This window comes from Bacillus sp. SIMBA_005, from assembly GCF_046535585.1.
GTDB lineage: Bacteria > Bacillota > Bacilli > Bacillales > Bacillaceae > Bacillus > Bacillus pumilus.
In genome coordinates, this window is sequence record NZ_JAWRWI010001336.1 from 1 (window position 1) to 228 (window position 228).

A 228-nucleotide genomic window follows, 5' to 3' on the forward strand; every position below is an offset into this window, starting at 1 on the left:
GTATATGTGAAGTGATTTTTATTTTACATCTTTAATAACCTGCTTCGCTTTGGAAGTTGGTAAGAAAATACTAAAGCCTACGTTAAATGAAATAGTAGAAGTTAAACCTTCATTACCAAAACCAGTGATACCATTATATTTTACAAGACCTTCAAGGCCGATGTTTGGAGTAATGAAATAAGAATAACCAGGACCTACACCGAAACCAAGCCCCGTTGTAGAGTTTCC

General features: G+C 35.1%; 1 protein-coding gene. It reads right to left on the reverse strand.

Translation table 11 applies throughout. The features are described 5' to 3' along the window. Nucleotides 1-18: 18 nt before the first annotated feature. Nucleotides 19-228, reverse strand: a 210-nt coding sequence (locus SB660_RS24410; RefSeq protein ID WP_410585248.1) for a hypothetical protein, incomplete at its 5' end; no start/stop codon positions are given.